The sequence below is a fragment of the Aeromonas sp. SCS5 genome (assembly GCF_001887375.1).
Lineage (GTDB): Bacteria > Pseudomonadota > Gammaproteobacteria > Enterobacterales > Aeromonadaceae > Aeromonas > Aeromonas jandaei.
On sequence record NZ_LFCS01000010.1, the window covers coordinates 116023 to 134126 of the forward strand.

The 18104-nt window shown below is 54.3% G+C and carries 18 protein-coding genes; 16 read left to right on the plus strand and 2 right to left on the minus strand.

All coding sequences use genetic code 11. The annotated features are described in order from the left end of the window. The first annotated feature begins 96 nt into the window (after nucleotides 1-96). The 4 genes from nhaA to BS300_RS14465 are packed head-to-tail and all read left to right on the plus strand — an operon-like array spanning nucleotide 97 to nucleotide 2964. Nucleotides 97-1287 carry a Na+/H+ antiporter NhaA gene (gene nhaA / locus BS300_RS14450; protein ID WP_071913569.1) on the plus strand — a complete coding sequence of 397 codons (1191 nt, stop codon included), beginning with the start codon at nucleotides 97-99 and terminating at the stop codon, nucleotides 1285-1287. Next, a complete protein-coding gene (locus BS300_RS14455) occupies nucleotides 1284-1691 on the plus strand; it encodes a hypothetical protein (RefSeq protein WP_071913571.1) in 408 nt (135 codons plus the stop codon). The genes nhaA and BS300_RS14455 overlap by 4 nt, the downstream gene beginning before the upstream one ends. After that, nucleotides 1678-2610 carry a transcriptional activator NhaR gene (nhaR, locus tag BS300_RS14460; protein WP_042030739.1) on the plus strand — a complete coding sequence of 311 codons (933 nt, stop codon included), beginning with the start codon at nucleotides 1678-1680 and terminating at the stop codon, nucleotides 2608-2610. The genes BS300_RS14455 and nhaR overlap by 14 nt, the downstream gene beginning before the upstream one ends. A gap of 51 nt (nucleotides 2611-2661) precedes the next feature. After that, nucleotides 2662-2964, plus strand: a complete 303-nt coding sequence (locus BS300_RS14465; protein ID WP_033114073.1) for a metalloregulator ArsR/SmtB family transcription factor — start codon at nucleotides 2662-2664, stop codon at nucleotides 2962-2964. Between the two features lie 48 nt (nucleotides 2965-3012). Here the strand turns inward: BS300_RS14465 and rpsT are convergent, their stop codons facing one another. After that, nucleotides 3013-3276 (minus strand): 30S ribosomal protein S20, encoded by a 264-nt coding sequence (gene rpsT, locus BS300_RS14470; RefSeq protein WP_005308808.1) that lies wholly within the window; start codon nucleotides 3274-3276, stop codon nucleotides 3013-3015. A 191-nt stretch (nucleotides 3277-3467) separates the two neighbouring features. Here rpsT and murJ point away from each other — a divergent pair, with 191 nt between their 5' ends. From murJ to tapY2, 12 genes are all read left to right on the plus strand, one after another. Next, nucleotides 3468-5033 carry a murein biosynthesis integral membrane protein MurJ gene (gene murJ, locus BS300_RS14475; RefSeq protein WP_071913573.1) on the plus strand — a complete coding sequence of 522 codons (1566 nt, stop codon included), beginning with the start codon at nucleotides 3468-3470 and terminating at the stop codon, nucleotides 5031-5033. A gap of 141 nt (nucleotides 5034-5174) precedes the next feature. Next, nucleotides 5175-6149, plus strand: coding sequence for a bifunctional riboflavin kinase/FAD synthetase (gene ribF, locus BS300_RS14480; RefSeq protein ID WP_033114075.1), 975 nt, complete (start codon nucleotides 5175-5177; stop codon nucleotides 6147-6149). Then, nucleotides 6149-9178, plus strand: coding sequence for an isoleucine--tRNA ligase (gene ileS / locus BS300_RS14485; RefSeq protein ID WP_158025285.1), 3030 nt, complete (start codon nucleotides 6149-6151; stop codon nucleotides 9176-9178). The genes ribF and ileS overlap by 1 nt, the downstream gene beginning before the upstream one ends. Next, nucleotides 9178-9675 carry a signal peptidase II gene (gene lspA, locus BS300_RS14495; RefSeq protein ID WP_071913575.1) on the plus strand — a complete coding sequence of 166 codons (498 nt, stop codon included), beginning with the start codon at nucleotides 9178-9180 and terminating at the stop codon, nucleotides 9673-9675. The genes ileS and lspA overlap by 1 nt, the downstream gene beginning before the upstream one ends. Beyond that, nucleotides 9672-10124 carry an FKBP-type peptidyl-prolyl cis-trans isomerase gene (fkpB, locus tag BS300_RS14500; RefSeq protein WP_071913577.1) on the plus strand — a complete coding sequence of 151 codons (453 nt, stop codon included), beginning with the start codon at nucleotides 9672-9674 and terminating at the stop codon, nucleotides 10122-10124. The genes lspA and fkpB overlap by 4 nt, the downstream gene beginning before the upstream one ends. Next, the gene (gene ispH, locus BS300_RS14505; protein ID WP_041209098.1) at nucleotides 10124-11059 is read left to right on the plus strand and encodes a 4-hydroxy-3-methylbut-2-enyl diphosphate reductase; all 936 of its coding nucleotides are present in this window, start codon (nucleotides 10124-10126) and stop codon (nucleotides 11057-11059) included. Before fkpB ends, ispH begins: the two co-directional genes overlap by 1 nt. Nucleotides 11060-11169: 110 nt before the next feature. Continuing rightward, nucleotides 11170-11577, plus strand: a complete 408-nt coding sequence (gene tppA / locus BS300_RS14510; protein WP_071913579.1) for a type IVa pilus pseudopilin TppA — start codon at nucleotides 11170-11172, stop codon at nucleotides 11575-11577. A 3-nt stretch (nucleotides 11578-11580) separates the two neighbouring features. Continuing rightward, nucleotides 11581-12150, plus strand: coding sequence for a type IV pilus modification protein PilV (pilV, locus tag BS300_RS14515; RefSeq protein WP_071913582.1), 570 nt, complete (start codon nucleotides 11581-11583; stop codon nucleotides 12148-12150). Then, nucleotides 12147-13145 (plus strand): PilW family protein, encoded by a 999-nt coding sequence (locus tag BS300_RS14520; RefSeq protein WP_071913584.1) that lies wholly within the window; start codon nucleotides 12147-12149, stop codon nucleotides 13143-13145. The genes pilV and BS300_RS14520 overlap by 4 nt, the downstream gene beginning before the upstream one ends. Next, the gene (locus BS300_RS14525; protein ID WP_041209101.1) at nucleotides 13142-13564 is read left to right on the plus strand and encodes a PilX N-terminal domain-containing pilus assembly protein; all 423 of its coding nucleotides are present in this window, start codon (nucleotides 13142-13144) and stop codon (nucleotides 13562-13564) included. The genes BS300_RS14520 and BS300_RS14525 overlap by 4 nt, the downstream gene beginning before the upstream one ends. Before the next feature lie 11 nt (nucleotides 13565-13575). Further along, nucleotides 13576-17181: a PilC/PilY family type IV pilus protein gene (locus BS300_RS14530; RefSeq protein ID WP_071913586.1), complete on the plus strand. Its 3606-nt coding sequence runs from the start codon at nucleotides 13576-13578 to the stop codon at nucleotides 17179-17181. Between the two features lie 8 nt (nucleotides 17182-17189). After that, nucleotides 17190-17453 carry a type IVa secretion system protein TapY2 gene (gene tapY2 / locus BS300_RS14535; RefSeq protein ID WP_269319552.1) on the plus strand — a complete coding sequence of 88 codons (264 nt, stop codon included), beginning with the start codon at nucleotides 17190-17192 and terminating at the stop codon, nucleotides 17451-17453. Nucleotides 17454-17474: 21 nt separating this feature from the next. Here tapY2 and BS300_RS14540 read toward each other — a convergent pair whose 3' ends face one another. Then, nucleotides 17475-17972, minus strand: coding sequence for a GspH/FimT family pseudopilin (locus BS300_RS14540; protein WP_043851171.1), 498 nt, complete (start codon nucleotides 17970-17972; stop codon nucleotides 17475-17477). Between the last annotated feature and the right edge of the window lie 132 nt (nucleotides 17973-18104).

Below are 18104 nucleotides of genomic sequence, written 5' to 3' on the forward strand. Positions count from 1 at the left end.
CGGTTTTTTCGTTGTATTGAGCAGTAAGAAACGATTTTCCAAGAGTTGTTATCGGTTATAGACTCAACGTAAAGTAATTCTGTGGATATTTTAACCATGAGCGACGTAATCAAAAAGTTCCTGAAGCTGGAGGCCGCCTCCGGAATTATTCTGATCATGGCGGCCATGCTGGCAATGATATTGGCCAATTCCGGCTTCTCTGGCAGCTACCAGGCCTTCCTCGATACGCCGGTGCAGGTACGCATTGCGGCACTGGACATCAACAAGCCATTGCTGCTCTGGATCAACGATGGCTTCATGGCGATCTTCTTCCTGCTGGTCGGGCTAGAAGTGAAGCGCGAGATGCTGGAAGGAGCGCTCTCATCCCGAGTGCAGGCGACCTTTCCGGCCATCGCTGCGGTGGGCGGTATGCTGGCTCCGGCCCTGATCTACGCCTTCTTCAACTACTCGGATGAAGTGGCGCGCGCTGGCTGGGCGATTCCTGCCGCGACCGATATTGCCTTTGCCCTCGGGGTGATGGCGCTGCTCGGCAAGCGGGTGCCGGTGAGCCTCAAGGTATTCCTGCTGGCGCTGGCCATCATGGATGATCTGGGTGTCATCATCATCATCGCGCTGTTCTACACCCAGCAACTGTCGCTGGCAGCATTGACGGTCGGTATTCTGGCGACCCTGACGCTTTTCTGGATGAACCGCCGCGGCGAGGATCGGATCAGCCTCTACATGCTGGTTGGTCTGGTGCTCTGGGTGGCTGTGCTGAAATCCGGTGTCCATGCGACCCTGGCAGGCGTGGTGGTTGGCTTTATGATCCCGCTTAACGGCAAGCGCTATGCCTCGCCGCTCAAGCATCTGGAGCATGCCCTGCACCCCTGGAGTGCCTACCTGATCCTGCCGCTGTTTGCCTTTGCCAACGCGGGGGTATCGCTGGAGGGGATCGGTCTCTCATCCCTGCTGAGCCCGGTACCCATGGGCATCATGCTGGGGCTGTTTATCGGCAAGCCGCTCGGGGTGTTCACCATCAGCTGGTTGTCGGTCAAGCTGGGTGTGGCGCAGTTGCCACCGGGAGTCAACTTCAAGCAGATCTTTGCGGTCAGCATCCTCTGCGGCATTGGTTTCACCATGTCGATGTTTATCGCATCGCTGGCATTCGAGCATGGTGGGCTGGATTACGGCAGCTACTCTCGCCTCGGTATTCTGGTGGGCTCAACCCTGGCGGCGGTAGTTGGTTATCTGGCCTTGCGATTGGCTCTTCCCAAGTGTGACGGGGATCAGAGTGCGGAGGGACTATGAAAAAACAGGTATGGCTGGCAGTAATGTTGCTAAGCCCGCTGGCATGGGCGGGCGGATTTGAGGATTGCAGGCAGGATGCCGCCTCGGCAAGCTGCTCTGCCTATCTCAACGGTGTGGTGGACAGCGCCGTGCTGCTGGGGGACAAGCAGGCCAGGGCCCGCTTTGGCGAGACCTTCTCCGAGCGGGCGCTGAGCAGCCGGGCAGGGGAGATGGTCAAGCGTTCCAACAAACGCTACTGCGGTGATCGCCAGCCCGACAAGGCGCGGCTCAAGGCTGACCTGATGGCGCAGTTCGGCGCGAACAAGGTTGACTCGGTCAGCGACATGTATGACATTCTGGCGGTTGAACTCAGCTGCTACCGGAGCCCGCGCCAGGCGGGAACCCCATCGGATGTCACACCTTAACTACAACCATCTCTACTATTTCTGGATGACGCAGAAGAAGGGCTCTGTCACTCAGGCGGCAGAAGCCCTTTTTTTGACCCCGCAGACTGTGACCGGCCAGATCAAGCTGCTGGAGCAGCGTTTGGGCGGCAAGCTACTCAAGCGCAAGGGGCGCACCCTTGAGGCCACCGAGCTGGGCCAGCTGGTGTTTCGCTACGCCGACAAGATGTTCAGCCTCTCCTACGAGATGCTCGATATCGTCAACTACCGCAAGGAGAGCCAGATCCTGTTCGACGTCGGCATCGCCGATGCCCTCTCCAAGCGTCTTGCCAGCCGTGTGCTGCTCTCAGTCATCCCCAACGATGGCTCCATCCACCTGCGTTGCTTCGAATCGACCCACGAGTTGCTGCTGGAGCAGCTGAGCGAGCACAAGCTAGACATGATCCTTTCCGACTGTCCGGTGGATTCGAGCCAGCATGCGGGCTTGCTCTCCAAGCGACTTGGTGGCTGTGGTGTCAGCTTCTTCTGTAAGGCGCCGCTGCCATCGCTCCCTTTTCCGGCCTGTCTTGAAGAGCGCAAGCTGCTTATTCCTGGGCGCCGCACCGCAATGGGGCGCCAGCTTACCCAGTGGTTTGAACAGCAGGGGGTCTCCCCCAGCATTCTTGGCGAGTTTGACGATGCGGCTCTGATGAAGGCGTTTGGCTTCTTCAATCAGGGTATCTTCATGGCCCCCACCATCTATCGGGAGGAGATCCTCGAGGGAGAGGGGGTGATGTTGCTGGGTGAGACCCAGGATCTGATGGAGGAGTACTACGTCATCTTCGCCGAGCGGATGATCCAGCATCCGGCGGTAAAACGGGTGTGCGAGAGTGATTTCACCTTCCTCTTTGCCGGGGAGGAGAACTTCTCCGCCATCCAGCCTGCGTCCCTGTCGTTTTAAAACGGCGCGTCACCACGTATCATCGGCGATGATTGGCAGAGGAGAGATGTGATGCAACTTGAAGAGATGGAAGCCAGTGCGGGTCAGGCGGTTGCCCTGCTCAAGGCGCTGGCCAACGAGCGGCGGCTCTTTATCCTGTGCCATCTGCTGGAGCGGGAGCTGTCGGTGGGGGAGCTCAACGAGCGGTTGGGATTGAGCCAGTCGGCCTTATCACAGCATTTGGCATTGCTGCGGCGCGATGAGCTGGTCAACACGCGAAAAGAGGCCCAGACGGTCTACTATTCGCTGCGCAGTCACGAGGTGCGCGAGATGATCACCTTGCTGCATCGGCTTTACTGCAGCGCAGATAAATAAAAAACCGGCACTAGGCCGGTTTTTTCAGCTTTTATCAGCAGAAGCTGATTAAGCCATAGCTTTGATCTGGGCAGACAGGCGGCTCTTGTGACGAGCAGCTTTGTTCTTGTGGATCAGGCCTTTGGTCGCCATACGATCCATGATCGGCTGAGCAACAGCGAAAGCGGCAGTCGCGGCAGCTTTGTCGCCAGAGGCGATAGCAGCGATGACTTTCTTCAGGTAGGTACGGGTCATGGAACGACGGCTGGCGTTGTGCTGACGGCGTTTCTCTGACTGAAGAGCGCGCTTCTTAGCAGATTTGATGTTAGCCAAGGTAAAACTCCTAAAACTGTCTTAGCGAGTGTATTGAAAAGGCCCGGAAATATGCCTTCCCAACCACATATTGTCAAATGATTTGTGCAAATAAACACCGCCCCCCGGTGGTGTGTCAGATGGGAGACGGTTAAACTGTCGGCCGATTCTAGCAGCATTCTTTTCATTCTGACAGTTCCAGAGGCCTCGTCTTGAGTAAGAAATTGATCAAATCCGGAATTATTGTGTCCGGAATGACGTTGGCATCCCGTGTGATGGGCTTGGTGCGCGATGTGGTCATCGCCAATCTGCTCGGTGCCGGGGTTGCCGCAGACGTCTTCTTCTTTGCCAATCGCATTCCCAATTTCCTGCGTCGTCTGTTCGCCGAAGGCGCCTTCAACCAGGCCTTTGTTCCCGTGATGACCGAGTACCGGAAAAAGGGTGATGAGAGTGAAGTGCGTGAACTGCTGGCTGCGGTGGCGGGGACTCTCGGCGGGATAGTGACCGTGGTCACCCTGCTCGGGGTGCTGGGCTCCGGCGTGCTGACCGCCCTGTTTGGCTGGGGCTGGTTCTGGGACTGGCTCCATGGCGGGCCGGCCGCCGAGAAGTTCGAGATGGCGAGCCTGATGCTCAAAATCACCTTCCCCTACCTCTGGTTCATCACCTTTACCGCCATGGCGGGAGCCATTCTCAATACTTTCGGTCGCTTCGGGGTCTCCTCCTTTACCCCTATCTTCCTCAACATCACCATGATCGCCGCCGCCTGGTGGATCTCGCCCTGGCTGGACGATCCCGAACTGGCGCTGGCCATCGGTGTCTTCCTCGGTGGTCTGGTACAGTTCCTGTTCCAGTTCCCGTTCCTGCGTCAGATCAACATGCTGGTGTGGCCCAAGTGGGGTTGGCACCATCCGGGGGTCGTGAAGATCCGCACCCTGATGATCCCGGCGCTGTTCGGGGTATCGGTCAGCCAGATCAACCTGTTGGTCAACACCATGCTTGCCTCGTTTCTGGCGACCGGTGCCATCAGCTACCTCTACTACTCGGATCGCTTGCTGGAGTTCCCGCTCGGCATGTTCGGCGTTGCCATCAGTACCGTCATTCTGCCGGCATTGGCCAAGAAGCATGTGGATGCCGATCCCGCTGACTTCTCCCGCACCATGGACTGGGGGGTGCGGATGGTGATGTTGCTCGGTTTGCCCGCCATGGTGGGGATTGCCGTGCTGCGTGAGCCCATCCTGCGGGTGCTGTTCATGCGCGGCGAGTTCGGCTTGCATGAGGTGACTATGTCGAGCGCCAGCTTGCTGGCATCCACCTCCGGTTTGCTGTCGCTGATGTTAATCAAGGTGCTGGCGCCCGGTTACTACGCCCGTCAGGACACCAAAACGCCGGTACGGATCGGGATGATCTCTATGGCCGCCAACATGGTCTGCAACCTCCTCTTCATCTATCCGCTCGGTTACGTGGGGCTGGCGCTCTCGACCGCCTGTTCGGGCACGCTTAACGCAGCCCTGCTGTTCAAGGGACTCCATCAGCAGAGCGTCTACCGGCCTTCCCGCCACACCGGGGTCTTTTGCCTCAAGTTGCTGACGGCGAGCCTGCTGATGGGGGGCGTGCTCCTCTACCTGTCGCCAGAGCTGGCCCAATGGGGAGCATGGAGCATGGGCAAGGCGAGCCTGCAGCTGACCATGTTGCTGGTGCTGGGTGGTGCCATTTATGCAGGTGTGCTGTTGGCACTGGGGATCCGGCCAAGAGATCTGAGAGCGGGTCGTGAAGATTGATCCATATCCGAGGCTTGAAGGCGCCAAGTGAGTTGGTATTTCGGCCCCGAGAGCTGAAATCGGGGCCGCAACAGGGCTGACCCTGATGGCCGCCTGATATATAATCCGGCGATTTCGACAGCAGCAACGCACAAGGCAGCGATGGAGCTTATTCGCGGTATTCACAATCTCAAGCCCCGTCACCGGGGATGTGTATTGACCATTGGCAACTTTGATGGGGTTCATCAGGGTCACCATGCGGTACTGGCACGTCTCAGGGAGAAAGCGGCCCAGCTGGGATTGCCCGCCTGCGTCATGCTGTTCGAGCCGCAGCCGCTGGAGCTGTTTGCCGGTAGCGAGGCGCCGGCACGCCTGAGCCGCTTGCGCGAGAAGTATGAAGCGCTCAAGGGGTTGCAGATCGACCGCATGCTCTGCGTGCGCTTCAGCCACCGCTTTGCCAGTCAGGCGGCTGCCACCTTCATCGAGCAGCTGCTGGTCGAGAAGCTTGGCGTGCGCTATCTGGTGGTCGGCGACGATTTTCGCTTCGGCAAGGGGCGGGAAGGGGACTTCCACCTGCTGGAGGCGGCGGGCCAACGCTTCGGTTTCGAGGTGATCAGCACCCAGAGCTTCCAGCTATCCCGTCAGCGGGTCAGCAGCACGCTGGTGCGCGAGGCGCTCAAGGCGGGCCGGATGGCGGAGGTTGAGCTGATGCTCGGCCGTCCTTATGCCATCAGCGGCCGGGTGGCCCACGGCGACAAGCTGGGGCGCACCATAGGTTTTCCCACCGCCAATCTGGCCCTCAAGCGTCAGGTAATCCCGGTCGGTGGCGTGTTTGCGGTGGAAGTGATATGTTCCGGCAAGACCTTCCCCGGTGTAGCCAATGTGGGTGTACGGCCGACCTTGAGCGGTACACAAGCCAGATTGGAAGTACATCTGTTTGATTTTTCTGGTGACCTTTACGGTCAACAGGTCAAGGTGCTGCTTCGCCACAAGCTGCGCGAAGAGCAGAAATTTGACTCTTTCTCTGCCTTGAAAGAGCAGATCGAACGAGATGCCCTGGCGGCCCGAGCCTGGTTCGGGCTGCCGCAATTTCATTTACCCAGCACTCTTTTAGAAAAGAAGGGAACCCAGGACTGATGAGCGACTATAAACACACCCTGAATCTTCCGGAAACCGAGTTTCCGATGCGTGGCGATCTGGCCAAGCGCGAACCCAACATGCTGAAACGTTGGTACGATCAGGATCTCTACGGCGCTATTCGCCGCGCTAAAGCGGGCAAGCCTTCTTTCATTCTGCACGATGGCCCCCCCTATGCGAACGGCAACATTCACATCGGTCACTCGGTCAACAAGATCCTCAAAGACATCATCATCAAGTCCAAAGGCCTCTCCGGTTTCGATTCCCCCTATGTGCCGGGTTGGGATTGCCACGGTCTGCCTATCGAACTGAAAGTGGAAGGCATGGTCGGCAAGCCGGGCGAGAAGGTTTCCGCTGCCGAATTCCGCGCCGAGTGCCGCAAATACGCCAAGACCCAGATCGAAGCGCAGAAGACCGACTTCATCCGTCTGGGCGTGCTGGGTGACTGGGAACACCCCTACCTGACCATGGATTTTGGCACCGAAGCCAACATCATCCGCGCCATGGCCAAGATCGTTGAAAACGGTCACCTGCACAAAGGCTCCAAGCCGGTGCACTGGTGTACCGATTGCGGCTCCGCGCTGGCTGAAGCCGAAGTTGAGTACTACGACAAGAACTCCCCCTCTATCGACGTGCGCTTCAAGGCCGTTGACGAGGCCGCCGTTGCCGCCAAGTTTGACTGCGCCGAAGGCCACACCGGCAAAGGCACACTCTCTGCCGTGATCTGGACCACTACCCCGTGGACCCTGCCGGCCAACCGCGCCATCGCCATGCACGCCGATCTGGACTACGCACTGGTGCAGGTTGAAGGGGAGAACCCCGAGCGTCTGATCCTGGCCGCCGAGCTGGTCAAGGACGTGATGGATCGCGCCGGTATCGAGCACTACCACAACCTGGGCTACGCCAAGGGTGCCGCTCTTGAGCTGCTGCGCTTCAACCACCCCTTCTACAGCTTCGATGTGCCGGTGGTACTGGGCGATCACGTTACTCTGGATGCCGGTACCGGTGCTGTTCACACCGCCCCTGGCCACGGTCAGGAAGACTTCGTGGTCGGTCAGAAGTACGGTCTGGAAGTGGCCAACCCGGTTGGCAGCAACGGCGTCTATCTGCCGGATACCGAACTGTTTGCCGGCCAGCACGTATTCAAGGCCAACGCAGCTGTTGTCGAGGTGTTGACCGAGCGTGGTGCCCTGCTGCACCACAAGGTGTTCAACCACTCCTATCCGCACTGCTGGCGTCACAAGACCCCGATCATCTTCCGTGCCACCCCGCAGTGGTTCATCAGCATGGAGCAGAAGGGTCTGCGCAAGCGTGCGCTGGAAGAGATCGAGCGTATCGAGAAAGAGGGCATTGCCCAGCACGGTCAGAGCGGCTGGGTGCCGGCCTGGGGTAAAAACCGCATTCAGGCGATGGTCGAGAACCGTCCGGACTGGTGTATCTCCCGTCAGCGTACCTGGGGTGTGCCCATCTCCCTGTTCGTTCACAAGGAGACTCAGGCACTGCATCCGGAATCTGTCCGCCTGATGGAAGAGGTGGCCAAGCGGGTCGAGCAGTCCGGTATCCAGGCCTGGTGGGATCTGGACAAGGCCGAGCTGCTGGGCGCCGATGCCGACAACTACGAGAAAGTGCCTGACACTCTCGACGTCTGGTTTGACTCCGGTTCTACCCACGCATCCGTGGTCGATGCCCGTCCCGAGTTCAACGGCAAGCCGGCCGACATGTATCTGGAAGGTTCTGACCAGCACCGTGGCTGGTTCATGTCCTCCCTGATGATCGGCGTGGCCATGAAAGACAAGGCTCCCTACAACCAGGTGCTGACTCACGGCTTCACCGTGGATGGTCAGGGTCGCAAGATGTCCAAGTCCATCGGCAACGTGGTGAGCCCGCAAGACGTAATGAACAAGCTGGGTGCCGACATCCTGCGTCTGTGGGTAGCGAGCACTGACTACACCGGCGAGATGACTGTCTCCGACGAGATCCTCAAGCGCTCTGCCGATGCTTATCGTCGTATTCGCAACACTGCCCGCTTCCTGCTGGCCAACCTGAACGGCTTCAATCCGGCGACCGACATGGTTCGTGAGCCTTCACAAATGGTGGAGCTGGATCGTTGGGCTATTGGTCGTGCCAAAGATGTTCAGAAGGCAATTAAAGAGGCTTACAAGTCATATAACTTCCATGGCGTAACTCAGCTTTTGATGCAGTTCTGTTCGGTCGAGATGGGTTCCTTCTATCTGGACATCATCAAAGACCGTCAGTACACCGCCAAGGCCGACAGCCAGGCCCGTCTCTCTTGCCAGACCGCGCTCTATCACATCGCCGAAGCCATGGTGCGCTGGATGGCGCCGATCATGAGCTTCACCGCTGACGAAATCTGGGCACTGCTGCCGGGTGAGCGTGGCGAGTTTGTCTTTACTGAAGAATGGTATCAATTCCCTGACAAGCTCGAACTGAGCGCTGGTGAAAATAAAACCGACAACGGATTCTGGAGCACGATTCTTAGCGTGCGGGCTGAAGTGAACAAAGCGTTGGAAGCTGCCCGTAGCGAGAAGCGCATCGGCGGATCCTTACAGGCAGAGGTCACTTTGTATGCAAGGCCTAGATTGGCAGAGCAGCTCGGTCAGTTGGGAGATGAGCTGCGCTTTGTACTTATCACCTCTAAAGCAATGGTTGAGCGGGTTGACCAAAATGTTTCACTACATGCTCTTGATAATGAAGATAAAGAGAGATCCGCAGAAGTAATTAATCAATTAAGTGCCACACAAATTGAACGATTAAATATGTCAATGGACTTCGGTGGGGTCGGTGGGATTGTCAAACTTGAGGGTGGCCGATTCAAAATCATTGGTCACGACTGCACCGGGACCGAGCGTGATGACCTTTGGTTGAGCGTGGCCCAGTCTGCCGCCGCCAAGTGCGACCGCTGCTGGCACCATGTAGAAGATGTGGGCACCATCGCGGGTCACGAAGAGATCTGTGGTCGCTGTGTGACCAACGTTGAGGGTGACGGCGAAACTCGTCAATTTGCCTGATGAAGATGACTCAACATAAAAGCGGCCTGCGTTGGCTGTGGCTGGCAGTGCTGGCCTTTGTACTGGACCAGGCGAGCAAGCTCGCCGTGGTCAAGTTGCTGCCATTTGGTTACCCGGGGGTGGAGATCACCCCCTTCTTCAATCTGGTTCACGTCTACAACAAGGGCGCCGCATTCAGCTTTCTGGCTGATCAGGGGGGCTGGCAGCGCTGGTTCTTCGCGGTGCTGGCTTTTGCCATCTGTGGATTGCTGATCCACTGGCTGCGCAAGCAGTCGGTGACCCAGCGTTGGAGCGGTATCGCCTATTCACTCATCATCGGCGGCGCCCTCGGCAACGTCTTTGATCGACTGGTGTTGGGCCATGTGGTCGATTTCCTCGACTTCTACTGGCAGCGTGCGCACTGGCCGGCATTCAATCTGGCTGACAGCTTTATCTTTATCGGGGCCGCCATGATCGTGCTGGACGGTTTCCGTGGTGAGAAAAAGGAGCAGGCATGAGCCAGCAGATCACCGCTAACAGCAGCGTGCTGTTCCACTTCTCCATCAAGCTGGAAGATGGCTCGGTTGCCGACAGCACTGCACTGCACGGCAAACCTGCCCGCCTGCGGATGGGCGATGGCAGCCTGACTCCCACCTTCGAGCAGTGTCTGCTGGGGCTGAGCGAAGGGGAGAGCAAGAGTTTTACTCTGGCGCCGGAAGAGGCCTTTGGTCTCTCCAACCCCGACAACATCTACCATCTGGATCGCGCCAAGTTTGGCGCCGATGTAGAGCCCAAGGTCGGTACCATCATCCTGTTCGACCAGCCCAACGGCAGCGAGCTGCCGGGGATCATCCGGGCGGTGGAAGGGATGTCGGTCACGGTCGATTTCAACCACCCCCTGGCCGGTCACACCGTTACCTTCGAGGTGGAGATCCTGGGGGTTGATGACGAGGAGAAGGTTCACTGATGGATATTCTGCTGGCTAACCCCCGTGGCTTCTGCGCCGGTGTCGACCGTGCCATCAGCATCGTCGAGAGTGCGCTGGAGAAGTTCGGTGCTCCCATCTATGTTCGTCACGAAGTGGTACATAACCGCTATGTGGTGAACAAGCTGAAAGATGCGGGTGCCGTCTTCGTCGAAGAGCTGGACGAGGTACCGGATGACAGCATTGTTATCTTCTCCGCCCACGGCGTCTCCAAGGCGGTGCGCGAGATGGCCAAGTCCCGCGCCCTCAAGGTATTCGATGCAACCTGTCCGCTGGTGACCAAGGTGCATATGGAAGTCCATCGTGCCAGTCGCAAGGGCTCCGAAGCCGTGCTTATCGGTCATGCCGGCCACCCCGAGGTGATCGGCACCATGGGTCAGTACGAGAACCGTGAGGGTGGCATGTATCTGGTGGAGACGCCGGAAGATGTGGCCAAACTCAAGGTGAAGAACCCGGATGACCTCTGTTTCGTCACCCAGACCACCCTGAGCGTGGATGAGACCTCGGATGTCATCGATGCGCTGCGCAAGCACTTCCCCAACATTCAGGGGCCGCGCAAGGATGACATCTGCTACGCCACCCAGAACCGCCAGGATGCGGTGCGGGAGATGGCGGGGCTGGTGGAAGCCATGCTGGTGGTGGGGTCACGTAACTCCTCCAACTCCAACCGTCTGCGGGAGCTTGCCGAGAAAGTAGGTGCCAAGGCCTACCTTATCGACGACGCCTCCATGATCGAGGCCGGCTGGCTGGCAGGGGTCAAGGCTATTGGCGTGACTGCCGGAGCCTCTGCCCCCGAGGTGCTGGTGCAATCCGTCATTACTCGCCTGCGCGAGCTGGGTGGCAAGGTGGTCGCCGAGCATCCCGGTCGCGAAGAGAACGTGGTGTTTGAAGTACCGCCGGAACTTAGAATCATTTGAGTGACGCCAGCAAGGCTTAAGAATAAAGTGCAATGATATTGACGCCGGGTTTGTTCTAGTGACAGGCTCGGCGTTAAACTTATGAAGCAGTCTGTCACCAAGGATGGGATATGATTGGATACTTTCGTGGCTTTTCTCTCATTGAGTTGATGGTTGTTGTCGCCATTGTGGCGATCCTTGGCACCATCGCTTATCCCGCTTATCAGCAATATTTGCTGACCAGTCATCGTGTCGATGCAAAAAAGATGCTGCTTGATGCCGCCAACCGGCAAGAGAGCTATTTTATGGACTTCAATCAGTACGCCTCTTCGGCGTCGGCACTCAATATCTCTGACAATTCAGATTCCGGTTTTTACCATCTGGTTATTTCTGCTGCCGCTAATACCTATACCCTGACTGCGACTGCCTCTGGTGCACAGGGCTCTGACCGAGACTGCATTATTTTCTCTGTCGATCAAAATGGCACCAAGAGCGCAAAAAATATCAGCAATGCAACCAACAATGATTGCTGGAACTAGGTCATGAAACGCACTGGTTTTGATAGTGTGCCCTCCGGTTTCAGCTTGCTTGAAGTGATGATTGCTGCTGTTGTGCTCTCTTTTGGTCTGCTGGGACTGGTCGCCATGCAGGCGCAATCCAAATTCGCAGGATATGAGGCGCGACAACGCACCATAGCCAGCTGGCTGGCAAACGACATGGTGGAGCGGATCAAGGTCAATCGAGCTATCTGGGAGGTGCAAGCCAGTAATACCTGGATCGTCAGTTCGAGTACATCATCGCTACCATCCTGTGCCAATGCTGATGGCACCATGAGCAACTGCAGTGATGCCAATATGCTGGCGCTCGATCTCTACTATTGGCGTCAGTCCTTGATAGGTAGTGCCGCATCGGGTGCCGGCTCCACGCTCAACAATCCTGTCGGTTGCATCATCAAGGGGGCGAGTGACTCGCTGACCGTGGCCATTTTCTGGGCTGGTCGCAAGGCTTCCCATGATGGTTCAAGTGCTATCGCATCAGTTACAACCAATGCTTGCGGCATATCCGGGGTCGACTTGACGAGGCGTCAATACGTATTGACGACCACCTTATGAATAACCGTGGCTTTACCTTGGTGGAATGGCTGATTGCTATGGTGATCGGTGTTTTTCTGCTAGGTGGTGTGCTGAGTGTGTTCGTTGCTTCCAGAACGACTTCTGAAGATGCGTTTGACCAGAGTGAGTTGCAGGAAAATGGGCGATTGGCGATGCGTCTGATAGCCCAGGATCTCAAGTGGGCCGGTTTTTGGGGCGATTATACCGGTATGCCGATGCAGCTGAACTCAGGGGTAACGATAACTTCTGGTGCTGTTATTACCTCCAGCAAAGATTGCTTGGATGAGCGTGGTGAAGGAAGTTTCCCATCAGCATCCGCACCAGTACGTGGTGTATGGGCGACACATATTGATGCCAACAAGCTGATCACAGGCAATGCTTTCAGCTGTATTGCATCGGCCAACAGGGTTGCGAATTCAGACATCATCAGCATCAAGCGGTTGATAGGTTTCCCCTTGGCAGACAGTGCACTCTCTGCAAATAGATTCTATATGGCAACGACGCCTCAGTCTGCTGTTATATTTCGCGGCAACGAAGCCCCTCCTGATAATACTGCTATGCCAAATAGACAGTTATGGGAGTACCAGCATTACATCTACCATATTGTGGATAACAGTGGAGTCCCTGAATTACACAAGCGAATGCTGACTGCCAACGATGGATCATGGGATATATCTGGCGCACTGGCGCAAGGTATAGAAAAAATAACTTTGCTATACGGTGTAGATACCAGTCCAGTTCAGGATGGGCGAATAGACAAATATGTGTCAATCAGTTCTGTTGCCAGTAATGAATGGAATGAAGGACGGGTCATTGCTGCCCGTCTGTTTATTCTTGTGCGCTCTCTGCAAGCTTCATCAAAATATGTAAATAACAACACATATCAGGTTGGTAATATTCAGGTCACCGGTAGTGGTGATGGTTTTCGGCGATTGCTTCTGGAGACATCCATTGCGTTGCGTAACCCTGCTGCCATTGCTGGAGGTGGCAAATGAGACGAGCCAGAGGCGTTGCATTGATCGTGGCTTTGGTCATCCTGGTACCGCTGACCCTGATTGCTGTCGTGATGATGCAGTCCAGTGGTGTGGATCTCAAAATGGCGGGGGCTGCAGCCAGTTTGCAGCAGGCTGAGCATCGGATTGAAGGGATGATAGAGAGTGCGTTATTGCAAGCTGGTCTGTCGAGCAAGATTGCGACAATGGGGGCCAGTTCTGCAATCTCGGTTAATGGAAATACGGTCAATATGGAACGGCGTGGTGAAAGTGTCTGCAAGCGAAAAGTGGATGCCAGTAGCCAGAATGTTATCCCTTCTTGTCGTTATGTTGAGCTGCAGGCTGCAGCAACATATGGCAAGAACAGTCGTGCAATGAATTGGACTGCTGGGGTAGAGCAACCCCTGTTAAAGGCGGAATAGGAGCATAGGATATGCGCGAACATGGACGAGCCTTGCTGCTTTGCACCGTAATGGCCGCCATGCCGGTCTTGGCAAGCAGCAGTTATTCTGATGACACCGAGCTGTTTATTTATGATTTTTCAAAAGCAGGTGACTTCAGACCCAAAATCCTGGTTATCTTTGATAATTCAGGGAGTATGAGCTCGACCATGGATGTGGTTAGAGAAGCTTACGATCCAAATACGATATATCCAGCACTCAGTAATGATCCAGACACCGGAAATAGTAAAAAGTATGTCTACTTTTCTACCGATGGTACAGTTCCGACAATCACCAATACTCAGCGATTTAAAGATAGTATAAATGCCTGCGCATCCTCAAAGTCTCCACTGTCTACAGTTGGCTATTTCCAGTCTCAAGTATGGAGTTACAACTATTCCAGTTATTCAGGCAGTACACCGAGGCAGGGAACATGGGGTTCCGTGTCTGGCCGAACTGAATCGAACATTGTATTGGTTGATTGCAAGCAAGATATAATTTCCAGTAACAACAGTAACCCCTACTCTGGTCCAGCTTTGGTTGTTGGAAGCATCTCGAATGGTTATCCAGTAAATAAGACTTCAAATAGTAGTGGCTTATGGTATTACACAACGAATATCAGCAATGCTGCTGCGGGGAGTAATACTGCAGTTACCTTATATAGTGCAAACTACATCAGGTGGTATTATGGGCCGACAGGACATAGTGTCCAGTCACGACTTCAGGTCGCCAAGGATGCTGTGAAGGGATTGATATCTTCAACTCCTGGTGTTGATTTTGGACTGGCTGTATATAATTACAACGACAGCAATGGTGGCCGAAATGGTGGGCGCATCGTTCGTCGTATTCTGAGTAACGATACCGATATCGGTAATGGTGTTACTGCAGAACAGAATTTATTGTCGACCATAGATAGCCTTGGAGCGGAAACTAATACGCCGCTATGTGAAACGCTATATGAAGCCTATCGTCTATTTGGTGGCCGCTCAGTTTATTATGGTGATGACGATAGCTCACGAACTCCGACTCGGGATACATTGGCAGAAAACCCTGTCGGAACCTATAAAGCTCCTTATGATAAATGCTCTAATAATGGCTATGTTATTTATATAACAGATGGTGAGCCAACCCAGGATACCAATGCCAACTCGTTAGTGCAGGGGTTGCTGGATAATCTCAATGCGACTGAAAAAGCAGCATATGGTACAACTGTTGGATATGGCAGTAGTGGCAGCACCAGCTATATTGCTGCACTGGCTGGCTATATGAAAAACAAGGATATAAACCCAGGTTCTCCCGGAGTTCAGACTGTTACAACATTTACAGTTGGATTTGGTGATGATGCTGTTACTGGTGCAGGAAACCTGTTAGCTGAAACAGCGCGTCGTGGTGGCGGACTATATTATCCTGCGACTAGTGCCGAAGCTCTCAGTCAGGCACTGAAGTCATCTTTGCTTGCCATACTGCGCATCAATACCTCTCTGGTATCTCCCGCTATTGCAACAAATAACTTTGACCGGACCAGAAGTCTTAATAATATCTACTATGCCATGTTTGAACCTGATACGGGTCCACGATGGAAAGGTAATCTGAAAAAACTGGTCTTGTCTGACAAGGGCTATGTAGTTGATACCACTACATTACCGGCGATAAAGAGTGATGGCACCATTCTGGAGGGGGCCAGAACTTTTTGGTCATCAGAGGATGACGGTAATCTGGTTGCAAAAGGTGGTGTGCAGGAGATGCTTGCCGATAAAAGTAACCGCAACCTTTATCTCATCAATGACAAGGCATCGCCAAAACGCCTTGATAGTTTTACGCGCAGCAATGCCCAGATAATGGCTGGCAGTGCTGAGGCGCTACGTTCACTGATGCAGTTATCTGACGTCTCTGAACTGGATAATATGTTCAGCTGGATCACTGGTAGTGATGTCGACAATGAAGATAACGACAGCAGTACGACAATCAGGAAATATATATTGGGTGATCCCCTGCACTCCAGACCTTTAGTCATCAACTACGGTTGTACGGTTGCACAAGGGCAGACTAGTTGTACCCCTGACTTGCGTATTATCATGGGGACCAATGCCGGTTTTCTGCATATGTTCAAGGATCTTGGTTCATCTGTTGATGAAACTTGGGCCATGATGCCTTATCCGCTGCTAGCCACTCAAAAAGCTTTACGGCAAAATAGTGAGTCATCTGCTCACGTATTTGGTGTCGACTCCTCTCCCGTAGCACTCATCAAAGATGCTAACCAGAATGGGGTGATAAAAGCATCAGAGGGCGATTATGTCTGGATGTTTGTCGGGTTGCGTAGTGGCGGTAAAAACTATTATGCCTTTGATGTCACGAATCCTGATGCACCAACACTGAAATGGTCCATCACACCCGACTCGAGTGGATTTTCCCAGTTGGGGCAGACCTGGTCTGTCCCTGAAGTGGCATTTGTTCCCGGTGTTACCGATCCGGTAGTTATTTTTTCCGGTGGTTATGACCTGAATAAAAGTACTCTCGGGCTGGGCAGTTCTGATAGTAGCGGAGCTGGTATTTACATAGTGAATGCCAATACCGGTGCGCTGATATACAGTGCAACGCCAGCAGCCAACAGTACGACAAACCTGCAAGTCAGCACCATGCTGGACAGTATGCCTGGTGGTGTGGCGACACTTGATAGTGATGGGGATGGTAAAGTCGACCGTATTTATGCCAGCGATACCGGCGGAAATATCTGGCGAATGGATTTGCCAGGAACCAATAAAACAGATTGGAGTGTATTCAAATTTGCCAGTCTGGGTTCCGATACACAGCAAAGTGAAGATCGGCGTTTCTTCACTCAGCCTGTATTGGTAAGAACAATCAATAAGGGGTGGGAAGTAAAAAATAGCCAGTATGTTTATAGCGAACGCCCCTTCGATGCGGTCTTGATTGGTTCTGGTGACCGTAATCGCCCATCATCAGAATCGACCGTCAACAATGCCTATTTCATGCTGCGGGACTATCAGGTTGTACCCAAATCCTACCGCACCGTCACTCCTCCATCGGCGATCACTATTGATCAACTCTACGATGTAACGACAGACCCCTTCCTTGGCAAAACCGATGCACAGATATTGACGATAAAGAAAAGTCTGACCAGCAAGATGGGGTGGAAATATTGGCTGGATGAAACGGGAGAGAAGTCGATGGGGGCTGGGGTTGTCCTTCAGGGCAAACTTTACTTCACCTCCTTCCTGCCGCAGGTTCAATCTTTCGAAGAGTGTACCATTCAGTCGATAGGTGCCATGCGGCAATACATGGTGGATATGCACTATGGCACATCATTCCGCTACACGGTCGATCAGGATGGTAATCAGTCTCCGGAACGTTATGTCGAGGTCAATAATAAAGTGGCTGATGACCTTGTGGTGCATGCTGGTGATGATGCCAAGATCCGTATTATCGGTGGTGCTCCGGGCGAGGAGGTTATTCTGAAAGATGACGGGAATAATCAACCTACCCGTTGTACCGGGGCCGGGCAATGTTCAGAGGGAGCCGATGAGGCCGAAATGGATATGACACCCAAGAAGATATACCTCTACGAGGATGAACCCCAATGAGAGTGAATATGCTGTTGTTGACTCTGCTGGGCGTTAGCTGCGCCCATGCAGCTGTAGATCGTAAGTGCTATGTCGAACTGGAAAATGGGGCGAATGTTGTATTGCAGGGCGCTATTGCGGATAACAAAAAGCCTGAGATTGCCTTCAAGGAGAAGGGATTTGAGATAAACGGGCAGCTGCTGATGGTGAGGACAGTGCTGGAATGTCAGCCTGTTGATCGGCCTTTCACTCTCGAGTCCGCCCGAAAACAAGAGAAAGAGCAGCCAAGATAGCAGTAGTGCAAGATGATTGGCTCAAGGGCAGATTGTTGTGGTGTCTGTCCTGCTACTGCGGCCAGAAACGGCAATAACGAGGTCAATCTCCGGTTCTTGGCTCACACAGACTTTAATGGTCATATTGGTGCCCAGGCTGGTGCCGTCTGGAGCAAACAGAACCCGGGTTCTGGTGGAAGTGATGGCTGCGTTGGATGAAAAGGTTGGGGTACGTGCCAACTCTGTTTCACCGTTATCAAGTTGGGAGTTGTTATTGGTATCGGCAAATACCAAGAACTGTGTTGAATTGCTGGAAACACACTGGCTTGTGTTGTTGATTAGACATGCGCTTACGGTTTGCTGTTCACTGATTGCTTCGTTACGCGCGAAGCGCAGGTGTTTCATCAACCGCTCACTTTCATAGTTGGCGGTGTTCTCTTTGAGCAGGTCGCTTAGGGCAGGAATACCAATAGCAAGTAGTATGACCCCCAATGCAATGGCGATCATCAGCTCCAGCAAGGTAAATCCGCGTTGTTTCATGGTGGCCTGAGGTGTGTCGTTCCGTGACTATCTACAGCTTATCCTTACTGCCGATGGCTGTCACATGGTTACACCAGTCTTGAACTGGCAGATCGCCCCCCTTTTCTTTATCATTCCCCATCATTTTCGAAT